Origin of the sequence: Maribacter sp., assembly GCF_039974175.1 — a bacterium.
In the GTDB taxonomy this organism is placed as follows: domain Bacteria; phylum Bacteroidota; class Bacteroidia; order Flavobacteriales; family Flavobacteriaceae; genus Maribacter_C.
This window is the reverse complement of the sequence record NZ_JBDWJN010000010.1, coordinates 352,244-366,102: the sequence shown is the minus strand read 5'-3', so window position 1 is coordinate 366,102 and position 13,859 is coordinate 352,244. Positions and strand designations below refer to the sequence as shown.

The window sequence follows — 13,859 nt, the reverse complement described above, 5'->3', positions numbered from 1 at the left end:
CGGCCAGAAATAAATTTCCGAATTACCGCTTCATTTTATAGCTTTAGGCAAAATAGTTTCATATGAAGAAAGGGCTCGTCGTAATCGCAATTTTATCACTTCTGCTTTGCTGTAAAGAACAACAAAACACCCCTGAGAAAAAGGAGATTGCAACGCAAGAAGTCATTCAAAAACCTAAAAAGCAAGTCCCTTTTGTTTGGGAAGGAGCCAATATTTATTTTTTACTTACCGATAGATTCAACAACGGAAATATTGAAAACGATACGACCTTAAACCGCATCAATCCAACAGGAGTATTGCGTGGCTTTATGGGAGGTGATATCGCAGGAATTACACAAAAAATTAACGAAGGCTATTTTACCGAACTCGGTGTAAACGCCATTTGGTTTACGCCCGTTGTGGAACAAATTCACGGTAGTACCGATGAAAGTACCGGCAACACCTATGGATATCACGGGTATTGGGCCAAAGATTGGACGGCCTTGGACCCGAACTTTGGAACTAAAGAAGATTTGGAAAAACTGGTTAAAACAGCACACGCTAAAGGTATTCGTGTTTTGATGGATGCGGTTGTAAATCATACCGGACCCGAGACACTAGAGGACCCCGTTTGGCCGGCAGAATGGGTGCGAACCAGCCCAACGTGCCAGTTTACTACCTATGAGAATACTACCAGTTGTACGCTTGTTGACAATTTACCAGATATCCTTACCGAATCTGATTCGGCGGTTGAGCTTCCAGATGCGTTATTGGCAAAGTGGAAGGCCGAGGGAAGACTTAGCAATGAACTAGATGAGTTGGCAGTCTTCTTTGAGCGAACGGGATATCCAAGAAGCCCTAGAGCCTATATTATTAAATGGTTGACAGACTATGTGAAGGATTTTGGTATCGACGGCTATAGAGTAGACACTGTAAAACATGCAGATGAAAAAGCGTGGGCTGAATTATATAAAGAAGCCTCCTATGCCTTTGAAGCCTGGAAAAAGAAAAACAAGGGCGAAGTGTTGGATGACACTCCTTTTTATATGGTAGGAGAAGTATACAATTATGGGGTTTCTGGAGGAAGGGAGTTTGATTTTGGAGATAAAAAAGTAGATTACTTTGATTATGGATTCGACGGACTTATCAACTTTGAACTGAAGAACGATGCTAAAATGGATTACGAGTCTATCTTTAAGAAGTACCATTCGCTCCTTAGTACAAAATTTAAAGGAAAAGGGTTTGTAAACTATCTTACTTCACATGATGACGGACAACCTTTTGATAAGGAGCGAACCCAACCCTTTAAAACGGCCAATGTGCTATTACTAACTCCTGGAACATCACAAATTTACTATGGTGACGAAAGTGCACGCGACTTGACTATCGAAGGAACGCAGGGAGACGCTACATTACGCTCCTACATGAATTGGCATGATATTGAAAATACCGATAGCACAAAAACGATTCTAACACACTGGCGCAAACTTGGCAAATTCAGAAATAACCACCCCGCTATTGGTGCTGGAAAACATAAGCGCCTTGGAAAAAAACCTTATGTTTTTAGTAGAACCTTTGTAAAAGACGATTTCAAAGATAAAGTGGTCGTAGGCTTAGATCTGCCTAAAGGAAAAAAGTCGCTTTGGGTAAAAGGTTTTTTTGGAGATGGCACCACACTATATGACACTTACTCAGAAACAGAGGTGTTGGTTAAGAACGGGAAGGTTATTCTTGAAAATGACTATGATATTGCACTCTTAGAACTAGTTGAATAGGCAAGTTTACCTACATTTGAGAATGAAGGGCAATGCGATTGCCTTCAGTATCCTTGATCAAAGCCATAAACCCGTGCCCTTCACCGATTTGGGTTTTGGGCTGCATTATTTCTCCTTTGGCCCCTTCTACCCTACCCAAGGGTATATTGACATCGGTACATGAAAAATAGATCAAAGGGCCATCAGTAAAACTCGGTTTATACATTTCGTGCTGCACCAACGATCCGGTTGCACCTGATTTCTCGGGGTCATTTGGGAACCACCCCATGCGAAAAACCCCAAATTGATGAACGCTTATTGTAATATCTAAAACCACCTCGTAGAAGGCTTTAGCCCGTTCCATATCCGTTACGGGGATCTCAAACCAACCTACCATATAGTTATTATTTTTTGCACTATTTTTCCAGAATTTCCTTCAGACTTGCCATTCCTTCTTCAAAATCTGGGCCGACCATAGCATCCATGCTCTTGAATAAAGACATGATGGTCATCGGAAACTTGCTTTTGCCAGAAAAACCCCAAGTAACCTTAGTATTCCCATTGGCTGCATCCTCAACTTTAGTATAACAATCGGAAGTCGACTTCCACGGTTTTAGAAATCGCAATTCGGATTCTATTCGCTCTCCATCAATAATTTTGGTGATTTCCTGTTCACCCTCCCCTACCTCTTTGTTACCGTTCCAATAGCTTATCGCTCCTACTTCACCGTCGGTGCCGGTAAATTTCTTTTCCATGTTTGGATCTCTTTTGGCCCATGGAGACCATTCATCCATATTTTTTAAAGATTTGAGGTAATTAAAAACTTCGGCCTTAGGTCGAGCAACTTCGACCGTTCTAAAAACATCATAGGTTTTTGGTGCAATAAGGGAAAGAATTAGCACGAGTACGATTAATCCTCCAAGGATATAAAGCAGTGTATACATTTGTTTATCAATTGATTGGTTGTGTTTAAATGTAATAAAAATAATTTATGCAAGTTCATTGTAGCGTGTTAAAATGTCATCAACACTTTTGATACTTTTTTTTGTCCAGTCGAGTCGTTTTTCCAGTTTTTCGAGTTCGGTCAACTGCCAGTTTACATTTTGTTTTTTCAGTTTAGTAGTTAAATCTTGCAATATAATCGCCGCCGAGACTGAAATATTTAAACTCTCTGTAAAGCCATGCATCCCAATTTTAAGAAAGCCATCTGCCTGCTCCATAACCTCTTTGCTCAAACCTTCTTTTTCGGTACCAAAGAAGAGCGCTACTTTTCCGTCTAATTTAAAATCTGGCAATAGACAATCATTGGCATGAGGCGTGGTTGCGATGATGCTATATCCATCGCCACGTAGTTTTTCAATACAATTTATTGAGTTTTCAAAACGAAAGACGTCCACCCACTTTTCGGCCCCCATAGCTATATTCTTATCGAGGCGCTTACCATATCTTCCCTCTATCACATGTGCTTCTTGAACACCAAAGACCTCACAACTTCTGATAACAGCACTCGCATTATGCATTTGAAAAACATCTTCAAGGGCAACGGTAATGTATTTTGTACGTTCTTCGAGAATTTCCAAGAACCGAAGTTTGCGCTCGTCAGAAATAAAACCCTCCAAATATTCCAAAAGTTGTTGATCAATCATCATACAATATAATGAAAATGGCTATTTTTAAAGTAAGGATGAAAAAAATTGTAGTACTGACTGGGGCCGGTGTTAGTGCCGAAAGTGGTATAAATACTTTTCGAGACAGCAATGGTTTGTGGGAGGGTCACGATGTTATGCAAGTTGCATCACCTCAAGGCTTCGCTAACAACCCTGAATTGGTACTTGATTTTTACAATCAACGAAGAAGGCAATTGTTTCATGTTGAACCAAATCGTGCGCATCGGGCTTTGGTAGATCTCGAAAAACATTTCGACCTTCACATCATCACTCAAAATGTCGATGATTTACATGAACGTGCCGGTAGTTCTAATGTCATTCATCTGCATGGCGAGTTGCTTAAAGTGAGGAGTACGAAAAACGAAAGTGATGTTCTAAGTTGGAAAAAAGACTTGAATATAGGCGATCTTTGTGGTAGTGGGCATCAACTGCGGCCGCATATCGTTTGGTTCGGAGAACAGGTTCCTCTACTTGAAAAGGCTATCGAAATCACACAAAGGGCAGAAATTCTAATAATAATTGGAACCTCTATGCAGGTATACCCAGCTGCAAGTCTAATAAATTTCGTGACAAGGGAAACACCAATTTACTTCGTTGACCCTAAGCCTAGTGTACAGGCCACTCAATACAATAGTCTAACGGTAATTGAAGACACCGCGGCAAAAGGAGTACCTATTTTGGTTGCTGATTTAATTGGTACAAAGCCCTAGTTTGTTTGGCCCAATTCACAATGTCATTCTGTTGTTCTGCTGTAAGTTTCGCCTCTTTATGCGTCCAGGTATATTCCTTTAAGGGCATTTCGCCTACTTCAACCATTTCAATGAGCTCGTCAAGCTTATGGTCTTTTTTCTTAGTTGCGTAGCTTTCCCACTCAGAAAAATTCAGGTGTTTTTTTCCATCTTTGATATGCCCTGCCAACCAATAAGATACAGGAGCAACGTTGTTGTACCAAGGATATTCGGTATTATTGCTATGACAATCGTAACAGCTTTGCTGTAAAATAATTTTGACTTTCTGCGGAGGGTTTGTCTCGGTTAAGAACTGTAGGGTATGATCACCCTGTGCATTGTTTTTTTCAGGTCTGTAAAATTGCATCGCAACAAGTATCAACAAAAGCGCTACTGCTACTTTTTTTACTATTTTCATATTCAAAATTTGAGGTGCCTCTAAAGTACAGTTTTTATGAATAAAGCGCAATTGTACAAAGCATTGGATTATGTAAATCATTCACGTGAAAAGCGGATGGAAATGGCTATGCTGGTCTCTGAAAATCCGAATTTAACGGCTCCCCTACTTGAGGTAGCCTTTGATGACGTAGACCCAATTTCATCAAAAGCATGCTGGGTGATGGAATTCACAGCCAAAGAAAACCTTCCCTATCTTTTTCCTTACCTTGACCGATTTACGGCAACAATAGGGTCGTTAAAACTTGATTCTTCAGTACGTCCGATGGCCAAAATATGCGAGTATTTAACAAATGCTTATTTCATAAAGAACGATCCTGAAGTCAAGCAGGTACTAAGAGAAAAGCATCTTGAGGAAATTACAACGGCTTGTTTCGATTGGCTTATCGGAGACCATAAGGTTGCACCCAAGGCCTATGCTATGACTTGTTTATTGTTGCTAGGAAGAAAGTACGACTGGATACATCCAGAATTGCAACTCGTCTTGGAACAAAATTATAATTCTGGCAGTGCAGCCTACAAAGCAAGGGCACGCATGACCCTAGAAAAAATAAAGCGGTAGGTATTATTTATTTTGAAAATAATACAGGTCGAACTCATAACTTTTAGCACTTGTACGCTCCTTTCCTTTCAATCTCTTTTAGTATTGGTTATCTTTGGGCTTTTAAAAAAAATACCAATTCCATAAGAAATGGCCATAACCCAGTTGAATGCGATATCCCCTATTGATGGGCGTTACCGAGGCAAAGTTGACAATTTAGCCCCTTTTTTCTCAGAAGAAGCCTTGATCAAGTACAGAGTCAGGGTAGAAATTGAGTACTTCATTGCGCTTTGTGAAATTCCCTTACCGCAACTAAAAGCGTTCGATAATTCAAAATTTGCCGACCTCCGCGAGATCTATCAACACTTTGACGCAGCGGATGCAAATACTATAAAAGACATTGAAAAAGTCACCAACCATGACGTTAAGGCTGTAGAATATTTCATCAAGGAAAAATTTGATGCGTTAGAATTGTCTTCGTTTAAAGAGTTCATTCATTTCGGGTTGACCTCACAAGACATCAATAATACAGCTATTCCCCTCTCACTTAAAGAAGCTATGAACGAAGTATACGTTCCGGGTTACTTTCAACTTCTAGAGAAACTAGAAGCGTTGGCTTCAGAATGGGCAGCTATTGCTATGTTGGCCAGAACCCACGGCCAACCAGCTTCCCCAACCAGATTAGGAAAGGAAATCGATGTTTATATAGTACGCCTGAAAGAGCAGTTCAATTTGCTGAATGATATCCCTAGTGCCGCAAAATTTGGTGGTGCCACTGGAAACTACAACGCCCACAAAGTGGCATATCCTGAAATAGATTGGAAGGCTTTTGGGCAGCTATTTGTACAAGAAAAATTAGGATTACATCACTCTTTTCCAACTACCCAAATCGAGCATTATGACCATATGGCGGCCTTGTTCGATACCCTAAAGCGAATGAACACCATAATTATTGATCTCGATCGTGATTTTTGGACGTATGTCTCTATGGACTACTTCAAGCAGAAAATTAAAAAGGGTGAGGTTGGATCTTCAGCCATGCCGCATAAGGTAAACCCTATTGATTTTGAAAATTCAGAGGGAAATCTTGGTATAGCTAATGCCATTTTCGAACATTTGTCGGCAAAACTTCCCGTGTCTAGATTGCAAAGAGATTTGACAGATAGTACCGTATTACGTAATGTTGGGGTACCTTTTGCTCATACCATAATCGCCTTTCAATCTACCCTAAAAGGATTGGAAAAACTCTTGTTGAACAAAGAAAAATTTGAACAAGACTTAGAAAATAATTGGGCAGTAGTGGCCGAGGCGATTCAAACCATTTTGAGGAGAGAAGGGTATCCGAACCCGTATGAAGCATTAAAAGGACTTACACGTACCAATGCAAAAATTAATCAACAGTCGATCGCGACATTTATTGACACTTTAGCGGTATCTGACACCATAAAAACGGAGCTTAAGGCTATTTCTCCAAGTAACTATACCGGTATATAAAAGGTAACTGTAATAATGGTGGCCAGTAGGTATTGGTCGCTCGGCAGCACAAGAAGTTGTTGTCATTAAAGTGGCATTTCTGCAAAAAAAAAGACCGTCAAAATTGACGGCCTTTCCTGTTCATTTTAAAAAAAATAGTATTACCCTTCTTTCTGAATTTCAACAGCATGTGGGTAAGGAATCTCGATACCTGCATTGTCAAGTGCTATTTTGCTTCCTTCGACGGTGGCAAAATAAACATCCCAATAATCTTCAGGCTTGCAAAATGGCCTTACGGCCAAATCTACCGAACTATCCCCTAGATTCGCAACATTGACTGATGGAGCAGGGTCTTGCAGTACTTTTGGATTTGAAGTAAGTACCTCCATCAATACGGTTTTCGCTTTTTTAATATCCTCATCGTAACCGATGCCAACCATAGTATCAACTCTAATTTTACCTTCTGCGGTATAATTTATAATGTTGCCATTGCCCATTGCCCCATTAGGCACGATAGCTAGCTTATTATCGGGTGTAGTGAGTTTGGTTGTGAAAATCTCTATTTCCTTGACCACTCCGGTGACACCTTGTGCTTCAATAAGGTCTCCTATTTTAAAGGGTTTGAAAATAATTAGGAGCACTCCCCCAGCAAAATTGGCCAGCGATCCTTGAAGCGCCAGACCAATGGCAAGACCAGCAGCTGCAATAACCGCAGCAAAACTCGTGGTTTCAACACCCAATTTCGAAATGACCACAATGATTAAGAAAACCTTCAGCGCCCAGCCTACTAGATTCGAAAGAAATTTTTGGAGCGCTTCGTCATAATCTTTCTTCATCATGACCTTCTCCAACATGTTGGTCAGTTTTTTGATTATCCAAGAACCAATAACATAAATGAGGATTGCCCCAATAATCTTTGGCCCATAATCAGTAACAAAATTGATCGCCTTGTCAATCCATACTTGTGTGTCTTCCATAATAGTGTTTTTAGTTTTAAAAAATGTTTATAGTGGCCCGAATATAAGGATTAGAAACTAAAAATCCCACTACCATAAACCGGTAGCGGGATTGATTACACATGATAACTTTAACTTAACCTTTCAACAAACCTTCCAATTTTTCAAAGCCCCCACCTTTATAATCAGATTTTTGGATAGCTTGTAGTAATTGTAGCATATGCGCGGGATTCATATCATTGCCTAACACTCGAATTAAAGCAAACCCCTTATCGTCATTATCACCATAAATGATAACCTCGTCGATAGCATCTTCATCACCCAAATACTTCACTGTTGCTTTGCCGTAAGGCGTGTTCATTTTCATTAACTCGGTAAAATCCTCATTCTTCAGAATTGCATTTACGTTTGTTTTTTCTGAACGGTATGCCACTGCATTCTCCGTAGTCTTTTTAAAAGCCAAAATATCCAGCTTTTTTAATGCGGACACCGCTTCTCTTTCTTGCTCTGATAAATCTGCCTCCTTAAGATTCAAAATGCTCACAGGCACGTCAAATGCGAGAAAATTCGGATTTTCCGAATTATCAACATAATATTCCTGCAGGCTTTGGGTAGAAGAACAAGCCGATAAGGCCAGTACAAAAAATAACAGCGCCCATGGGTACACTTTTTTCATTTCGTTCTGCTTTTTAGTAATAATGCCCAATTGCAGTAAGCAATTTTAAACAAAAAACTGCTTCCTGCAACTGCGCACCAATTAGGTTTTAGTTTCTATTATTTCGCTCCGCCTTTTTTAAGTCGTCTGGCAGGTTCATCTTATTGGTAATTGCGCCAATTTTGTTCAAATCGATGTCTCCCGTCATAGATACCAAAACGGTTTCAAATTTTCTGCCGTTAACATCCACATCCATATCCTTCATGCCAGAGACAAACATTAACAATTCTCTCACATGATCTTCGTCTTTACCGCTCTTAATGTAAAATTTCACATTTACATCTTTGTCTTTAACGCGCATCAATTCTTCCATCGAAGATGATTTCAAATATTTTTTCACAGTTGATGCCATATTCGATGAAACACCTTTATCTTCTGTAATAAATACTTTGATTCCGTTGATACCCTTCGCGACTTCGGCAAACTCCCTGGCCTCGTGATCATCGGTCATGCTTCCAATTTTGGTGACCAAATCTATCATTCCTTTATTGACGACTACGGTACCCACATTATCCATATCTTCATATTTATCGAAGATTGATTGTGAAAATCCGAATACCGGTAATAAAGCGATTGCTACTACTAAACTAAGTTTTTTCATGACTGTCTCTGTTTTATCCCAGCCCTAATTTGTTTAAAAAGGGGAACTGTTAGGATTGATTAATAATTGATTGATGATATTGATTTACTTCTCCTGATACTTCAGGAACTACTTTTATTTATTTTTCTTTCCCGCTTTATTCAACTCTTCGGGAAGATTCATTTTTTTAGTAAGTGAACCGATTTTGTTCAAATCGATATCTCCTGTTAAGCTTAACAAGACGGTTTCAAATTTTCGACCATTTACTTCAACATCTACATTCTTAATACCTGTAACGAACATTAATAACTCGCTCACATGGTCTTCATCTTTGCCATTTCTAATGTAGAACTTGACGTTAGCGTCTTTATCTTTCACTCGCATTAACTCTTCCATTTTAGAAGATTTTAGGTACTTGGTTACCTCGCCCTTCATGTCGGCTGAAATTTTGGCATCTTCGGTGATGAAAACTTTCAATCCGCTAAGGTTTTGGGCCATATCCATATACTCTTGGGCTTCGGGGTCATCTACATCAACATCCATCTTAGCCAAAAGATTGAACATACTTTTGTTCACTACCACGGCACTTACCTCATCTAAATCTTCGTATTTGTCGAAAATAGATTGTGAGAACCCGGTGAGGGGCAAAAGTGCCATTACTGTTATTACTAAAAACTTTTTCATTTTGTTATTTTTAATTGTTTTGAGGGATTTTACTTTACGTTATAAATTTTTTGTTTTGTTTCTTCAAATTGATTCAGGTACGCCACCTTTTCGGTACCCCGATTGAAATTTTGAGCCAAAAGGTCGAGTGCTTTTTTTGTTTCTTGATAGGCATACTCGGCTTCTTGCTGTTCTTGGTACCTATTACCAAAATAGATGCCAAACATGATAAGCCCAGCTGCGGCCACCGAAAGCCATCGGTAAGGGAATCGTTTTTTAGTAACCTTCGCTATAGTATCTAAAGGAAGGTTTTTGGTGTATTTTTCTTCCTTAGCATCAGAAAAATATCGAAACATCGGCGCATATTGCTCAAGGTGTGCTGCCACATCTGCTTGAGAGAAATAAGCACGAATCGTTTCTTCTTCAGCAACCGTGGTAGTTGCCTCAAAATACTTTTCTATTAATTTTTCTATTTTATCCGATTCCATAATTATGTTTTTGTACTAATTTTTCTCTTACTGTTTTTCTTGCTCTTGATAAGGCCACCCTAACTGCTGTTGGCTGCATATCGAGCATTTCACCGATCTCATCGTAATCGTACTCCTCTACATCTCGCAACTGCAAAACCATCTTTTGTTGCTCTGGCAGTTCATCCATAATCTTTTCTACCCAACTTACACTGTCTTTAGCTTCTATCTGCTTTTGTAATAGACTACCCTTTTCTTGATAGTTGCTATGCACTAATTTTAAGTTTCCCGCTTGTTTCGACTTTAATCGATCTAAACAAAAGTTCTTCGTCATAGTCATTGCAAAGGCTTCCACGCTTTTATACTTCTCAAATGATGTGTTTTTATTCCACAACTTTATGAGTATTTCTTGGGTAGCATCCTCAGCCTCTTCTGTAGACACAAGCAAGCGTTTTGCTAGTCTAAAGAGTTTATCCTTAAAGGGCATTACCACATTTAAAAATTCTGACTGCTGCATTTTAGTTGGTTCTGTTTTGCAAGCTGTATTTAACCGTTTACATAAGGAAGACGAAGTATAACGAATTTTGTTACAATTAATTTTTTATTCTTGGTAATGTCTTTATTTTAGGGGCATCTTAACAGATTGCTATTGTTTTTTCAAGAAAAGTTAATGGAAAGTTGGCCAATTTTAAACTATGGTAGGGTTTTTGCAAAATGAGTTGTTAATCGATAAGATTAACAGGTAGTTGTTTGTAATGTTTTAATACGGTGCCGACTTAAATAAGAAACCTTAAAAAAAAGAAAATGAAAAAGTACCTCCTCCTATTGTTAGCCTTTGGGCTCACCTTTACCAGTTGTAGTAAAAGCGATGACGTTGATTCGGAAAATCCAGAGCCAGAGATCCCCGTTGTGAAGTCGGTTGCCGATTATCCTGTTCAAGACTTTATGTGGCAAGCCATGAATGCCTTCTACTTTTGGCAAGAAGATGTTGCTGATTTGGACGACACCAAAAATGACATTGAAGCCGATTATGCCGAATTTTTGTCCACAGATGCTGATCCGGCAGATTTTTTCTATAAAATTTGTTACAATCATGAAAGGGTTGTTGGCGAGAGTGCCGCTGTAGATCGTTTTAGTTTTTTAAGTGAAAACTACAAAGACCTAGTGCAACGTTTTCAGGGTGTTTCGAAAAGCGATGGCGTAGAATTCGGATTAGGGCGCTACGGCGATGCAAGAGAGGTATTTGGCTATGTACGATATATTGTACCAGGCTCAGATGCAGATGGTAAAGACATTCAACGTGGTGATATCTTTATCGGTGTAAACGGAACCAACTTGACCCTTGACAACTATGTAGAGCTGCTTTTTGGTGATTTAGATACCTACACCATGAATTTTGCCACTTTGGCCAATAATACAATTACTGCCAGTGGAAGAGAGCTTTCGCTGACCAAAGAAGAAGGTTTTAGCGAAAATCCCATACTCATTACCAAAGTGATTGAAGAAGGAGGAATTAAAATCGGTTATTTGATGTACAACTCCTTTGTGGCGGCTTTTGACGAACAGCTAAATGATGCGTTTGGTGAATTAAAAACAGCAGGTGTTACCGAACTAATTCTTGATTTTAGATACAACGGTGGTGGACGCGTGTCTTCTGCGTTGCAAATAGCAAGTTCAGTATATGGCACAAAAACCAATGAGCTTTTCCTTAAGGCTCGATATAACAACAAAATACAATCTACCTTCGACCCTGGTGATGGCGAATCGAATTTTGTGGCAACGACCATAGACGGTTCACCGATTAACGCATTAGACCTAACGAAAGTATATGTAATTACTACCAGATCAACAGCTTCAGCTAGTGAACTGGTTATAAACGGGTTGGAGCCTTATGTCGATGTCGTACAAATAGGTACCACTACGGTAGGGAAAAACGAATTTTCAGTGACTTTTGTCGATGACAGAGCAAACAACTTTTTCTACGATGAGGACAGAGAGGCGAATATCAATCCAGACAACCAATGGGCTATTCAACCCCTATTGGGTAGAAACGAAAATGCCGATGGATTTTCCGATTATACCGGAGGCTTGGTACCAGACAATGAATTGGATGAAGATATTGCCAATCTTGGCGTTTTGGGTGAGTCTTCAGACCCTTTGCTAGCATTGACTTTAAATGTGATATCTGGTACTACTTCTAAAAGCAGTTTCGTTCCTATTTTTCCAGTTGATTTGATTTCCAGTTCTGCAGTCATGAAGGGAACCAACGATATGATGTTGATGGATGGTTTGATAAAATCAAATATGAACCAAAAATAGATCGGGCAATTTTTAAAGATTCGGTCGCTTATCAAAAAGAAGCCAAATGAAGAAGATATTGTATTTGCTATTATGCTCGTTAGTATTTGCCTGTAGCAAAGGTGATGATGGCATAAAAGCCCCTGGTACGGTAGATCCATTGCCTAACGCCGGTGTAGATGTTCAAGATTTTATGTGGAAAGCGATGAACTTCTGGTATTTTTGGCAAGCAGATGTTCCCAATTTGGCCGACGACAAGTTTCCAAATACCGAAGAAGGTTCGAAAACATATACTGAATTTTTGCAATCTGAAGCTGATCCTGCAGATTTCTTCAATAACAAGCTCCGCTATTCGGAAGATCGTTTTAGCTTCTTTTCAGATAACTACGTCGAACTTACCAATCAACTTGCTGGTATTTCTCGCAGTAACGGACTCGAGTTTGGTTTAGTAAAGTTTCAAGGGAGTGATGATGTTTTTGGATATGTACAATATATTGTTGCCGGATCTGATGCCTCAACCAAGAATATCGCACGAGGCGATCTGTTTACGGGTGTAAATGGTCAAACGCTTACCGTGAATAATTTTAGTGAACTGCTTTTTGGTGATGCGGCGACCTACACCTTGAACATGGCCGAATTTGTTAATGGAGAAATAGCTCCCAACAATGAAGAAGTAAGCCTTACCAAAGAAGAAGGATTGGCCGAAAATCCCGTTTTTCTTGATAAAATCTTTGAAATCAGTGGTCAAAAAATAGGATACTTGGTATACAATGGTTTTACCAATGAGTATGACGAACAACTCAATGAAGCCTTTAGCCGTTTTAAATCGGGTGGGGTTACCAACTTCGTTCTAGATTTAAGGTATAATCCCGGGGGCTCTGTTCGCAGCTCCGTATTTCTATCGAGTATGATATATGGCACCAACACCAATGACGTCTTTTTGAAGGCGCGTTACAATGCAAAATATCAAGCCCTTCTTGAAGATGATAATCAGGAAACACGTCGTTTTTTTGCAGATAAAACCAGTGCAGGTACAGCCATCAATACGCTAAATTTAACCAAGGTATATATTCTTACTACCAGCGCATCGGCCTCTGCAAGTGAATTGGTCATCAACGGGCTTGAGCCGTATTTAGATGTTGTGCAGATTGGAGAGACAACCCGGGGTAAAAACGAATTCTCGGTCACCATGGTAGACGATAGAGAAAGTAATTTTGGTCCTTATGTGTATAACCCAGAAAGAAAAAACCAAATTAAGAATGGAAATAGCTGGGCCATACAACCCCTAATAGGAAGAAACGAAAATGCGGATGGTTTTTCAGACTATACAGAAGGTTTAGCTCCCGATTTCGAGCTTGAAGAAGATTTAGAAAACCTTGGTGTCTTAGGTGATCAGAATGAACCCTTGCTGGCCAAAGCCATAGAACAAATAACGGGTGATGCTACAGGCAAACGAAGTTTTAATGTAGGTACTCCTATTCATATGATGACAAGTTCAAAGATGTTCAAGCCTTTGAAAGATAATATGTACGTTACTCGTTTGCCTGGCATAAAATAGAGATGTACTCAAGTTTATACAAAA

General features: G+C 39.4%; 16 protein-coding genes. 6 read left to right on the top strand and 10 right to left on the bottom strand.

Annotated elements, in window-relative coordinates; translation table 11 throughout:
• Positions 1–62 precede the first annotated feature (62 nt).
• On the top strand, positions 63–1,754 hold the full coding sequence (locus tag ABJN95_RS10645; protein WP_348370381.1) for an alpha-amylase family glycosyl hydrolase: 1,692 nt from the start codon (positions 63–65) through the stop codon (positions 1,752–1,754).
• Between the two features lie 10 nt (positions 1,755–1,764).
• Here ABJN95_RS10645 and ABJN95_RS10640 read toward each other — a convergent pair whose 3' ends face one another.
• Genes ABJN95_RS10640 through ABJN95_RS10630 form a run of 3 tightly spaced genes read right to left on the bottom strand, consistent with a single transcriptional unit; the run spans position 1,765 to position 3,379 of the window.
• On the bottom strand, positions 1,765–2,130 hold the full coding sequence (locus tag ABJN95_RS10640; RefSeq protein ID WP_348370380.1) for a VOC family protein: 366 nt from the start codon (positions 2,128–2,130) through the stop codon (positions 1,765–1,767).
• 19 nt (positions 2,131–2,149) lie between these two features.
• A complete protein-coding gene (locus tag ABJN95_RS10635; protein ID WP_348370379.1) occupies positions 2,150–2,677 on the bottom strand; it encodes an SRPBCC family protein in 528 nt (175 codons plus the stop codon).
• Between the two features lie 45 nt (positions 2,678–2,722).
• Positions 2,723–3,379, bottom strand: a complete 657-nt coding sequence (locus tag ABJN95_RS10630) for an RNA methyltransferase (RefSeq protein ID WP_348371720.1) — start codon at positions 3,377–3,379, stop codon at positions 2,723–2,725.
• A gap of 38 nt (positions 3,380–3,417) precedes the next feature.
• Here ABJN95_RS10630 and ABJN95_RS10625 point away from each other — a divergent pair, with 38 nt between their 5' ends.
• Positions 3,418–4,110 (top strand): NAD-dependent deacylase, encoded by a 693-nt coding sequence (locus tag ABJN95_RS10625; RefSeq protein WP_348370378.1) that lies wholly within the window; start codon positions 3,418–3,420, stop codon positions 4,108–4,110.
• Here the strand turns inward: ABJN95_RS10625 and ABJN95_RS10620 are convergent.
• Positions 4,073–4,546, bottom strand: a complete 474-nt coding sequence (locus ABJN95_RS10620; RefSeq protein WP_348370377.1) for a heme-binding domain-containing protein — start codon at positions 4,544–4,546, stop codon at positions 4,073–4,075. The genes ABJN95_RS10625 and ABJN95_RS10620 overlap by 38 nt on opposite strands.
• A gap of 36 nt (positions 4,547–4,582) precedes the next feature.
• Here ABJN95_RS10620 and ABJN95_RS10615 point away from each other — a divergent pair, with 36 nt between their 5' ends.
• Together ABJN95_RS10615 and purB are read left to right on the top strand one after the other, a co-directional pair.
• A complete protein-coding gene (locus ABJN95_RS10615; RefSeq protein WP_348370376.1) occupies positions 4,583–5,146 on the top strand; it encodes an adenylosuccinate lyase in 564 nt (187 codons plus the stop codon).
• A gap of 129 nt (positions 5,147–5,275) precedes the next feature.
• Positions 5,276–6,619 carry an adenylosuccinate lyase gene (gene purB, locus ABJN95_RS10610; protein WP_348370375.1) on the top strand — a complete coding sequence of 448 codons (1,344 nt, stop codon included), beginning with the start codon at positions 5,276–5,278 and terminating at the stop codon, positions 6,617–6,619.
• A 140-nt stretch (positions 6,620–6,759) separates the two neighbouring features.
• Here purB and ABJN95_RS10605 read toward each other — a convergent pair whose 3' ends face one another.
• From ABJN95_RS10605 to ABJN95_RS10580, 6 genes are all read right to left on the bottom strand, one after another.
• Positions 6,760–7,575 (bottom strand): mechanosensitive ion channel domain-containing protein, encoded by an 816-nt coding sequence (locus ABJN95_RS10605; protein WP_348370374.1) that lies wholly within the window; start codon positions 7,573–7,575, stop codon positions 6,760–6,762.
• Positions 7,576–7,690: 115 nt separating this feature from the next.
• Positions 7,691–8,230 carry a DUF4252 domain-containing protein gene (locus ABJN95_RS10600; protein WP_348370373.1) on the bottom strand — a complete coding sequence of 180 codons (540 nt, stop codon included), beginning with the start codon at positions 8,228–8,230 and terminating at the stop codon, positions 7,691–7,693.
• A gap of 88 nt (positions 8,231–8,318) precedes the next feature.
• The gene (locus tag ABJN95_RS10595) at positions 8,319–8,870 is read right to left on the bottom strand and encodes a DUF4252 domain-containing protein (RefSeq protein ID WP_348370372.1); all 552 of its coding nucleotides are present in this window, start codon (positions 8,868–8,870) and stop codon (positions 8,319–8,321) included.
• 114 nt (positions 8,871–8,984) lie between these two features.
• A complete protein-coding gene (locus ABJN95_RS10590; RefSeq protein WP_348370371.1) occupies positions 8,985–9,533 on the bottom strand; it encodes a DUF4252 domain-containing protein in 549 nt (182 codons plus the stop codon).
• A 29-nt stretch (positions 9,534–9,562) separates the two neighbouring features.
• Positions 9,563–10,000 carry a hypothetical protein gene (locus ABJN95_RS10585; protein ID WP_348370370.1) on the bottom strand — a complete coding sequence of 146 codons (438 nt, stop codon included), beginning with the start codon at positions 9,998–10,000 and terminating at the stop codon, positions 9,563–9,565.
• Positions 9,987–10,496 (bottom strand): RNA polymerase sigma factor, encoded by a 510-nt coding sequence (locus ABJN95_RS10580; RefSeq protein WP_348370369.1) that lies wholly within the window; start codon positions 10,494–10,496, stop codon positions 9,987–9,989. Before ABJN95_RS10580 ends, ABJN95_RS10585 begins: the two co-directional genes overlap by 14 nt.
• A 287-nt stretch (positions 10,497–10,783) precedes the next feature.
• On the opposite strand from ABJN95_RS10580, the gene ABJN95_RS10575 reads away from it, so the two are divergent.
• Both ABJN95_RS10575 and ABJN95_RS10570 read left to right on the top strand, forming a co-directional pair.
• Entirely contained in the window at positions 10,784–12,298 is a 1,515-nt protein-coding gene (locus tag ABJN95_RS10575) for a S41 family peptidase (RefSeq protein ID WP_348370368.1), read from the top strand.
• 46 nt (positions 12,299–12,344) lie between these two features.
• Positions 12,345–13,835, top strand: coding sequence for a S41 family peptidase (locus tag ABJN95_RS10570; protein ID WP_348370367.1), 1,491 nt, complete (start codon positions 12,345–12,347; stop codon positions 13,833–13,835).
• Positions 13,836–13,859: the final 24 nt, after the last annotated feature.